Origin of the sequence: Moorena sp. SIO4E2 (assembly GCF_010671945.1) — a bacterium.
In the GTDB taxonomy this organism is placed as follows: domain Bacteria; phylum Cyanobacteriota; class Cyanobacteriia; order Cyanobacteriales; family Coleofasciculaceae; genus Moorena; species Moorena producens.
The window spans coordinates 1-1,397 of sequence record NZ_JAAHIE010001220.1 but is presented as its reverse complement, the minus strand read 5'-3'; the positions used below and the strand labels follow the sequence as shown (position 1 = coordinate 1,397).

Below are 1,397 nucleotides of genomic sequence, written 5' to 3'. Positions count from 1 at the left end.
GTGTAGGGGGAAAGCCAACGGGCTTGATTGCTGCCCTCCTCTTGGCTCTATCGCCCCTGTTCATCAATTTTGCCCAAATGGTTCGTATGTACACCCTAGGCACTTGTCTCGGTCTAGGTGGTACCATAGCGCTAGTGAATGCTCTTGAGAATCCTACTACCACCTCAATGGCTTGGTGGGCTAGCCTACGACTGTTGGTAACCCTAACTGCGCCACTCAATGCCACCCTGCTCTTCGCTGACATCTGGTTGGTATGGTTTCGGTTTCGCAAGCAACGGGCTACATTATTAGCTTTCGGCAAATGGCTGTTGCTGGTGATCCTGTTGTGGTTACCGTCTTTGTTCACCCTAGTTTCTGCAACCCTTCCCTTCCTAAGCAATGCCCTTAATCTGATCGCCAAAATTGATCCATCGGCTACTCGACACTCATTTCCCAGTTTTGTGGATGTTTTACGTAAGTTAAAGAACTTTACTGCCTTTCCGTTTCCTTCCACATCGAAGCTGAGTAGCTTGTTTTATCAAGCCTACAGTATACTATTAGCTGGCTTGGTCGGTATTGCCTTAATCCACAAAAACCACAAACCACGCCTGTGTTTGATTGCTGCTTGGGCGTTTATACCATCAGGGATGATTTTTTTAGTTTCTAAGCGATTATGGATAGACCGTTACATACTGTTTTTATCCCCATACATTTTGATTATTCTGGCCGCTGGCTTGATGGGATTGTGGCGTTGGAAACGGATTTTTGCGATCGCAGTAGCAATTATCTATACCATTACCGTTAGCAGTGGGCTAATACGCTATTACACCGTGCAGGATCGCCAAGATTGGCGAAATGTAGCGCAAACGATTAGCATTGGTGAAAAACCTGGTGATACCATCGTGTTATCCATAGGTTCGCGAAAAATGACCTCAGCGCTGGGTCATTACTATAGTGGAGATGCCCCGATCTATTCCCTCAGGAAACTTTGTCCTTCTGATCGAGTCAAAAACCCAGTCGTAGAGGAAGCACTTAATAACTTGCCACCTATTCCCTCGCGGCTCTGGCTACTATGCGGCACAGGTTTTGACGAACAAAAGTTTCGCACTGTTTTCAAAGAACATTTCCAGCTGGAAACACACCAAGAATTTACTAACGAGAACTTTTATAGACAAAATGATTTAATGCATCTATTTCTGCTCATACCCAATTCTCTCAATTCTACTGATTCTCCAAATCCTACTGATATCAAAAACAAATCAACATCGGTCTAAGCTCTAGGGCTTTGATTATTTAGGTAGTATGAAAGCCAACAACCACAAAACAGCAGCGCTCCTAGAGGGAGGAAATTGGTTCCGACCATGGATGCCCATTACCTTAATCTTACTATTAGCGACTGGATTGTACCTCTATCAACT

General features: G+C 44.7%; 1 protein-coding gene. It reads left to right on the top strand.

The window, feature by feature from the left end:
* On the top strand, positions 1-1,253 hold a 1,253-nt coding region (locus tag F6K37_RS42370), incomplete at its 5' end, for a glycosyltransferase family protein (RefSeq protein ID WP_287257215.1).
* Positions 1,254-1,397 lie beyond the last annotated feature (144 nt).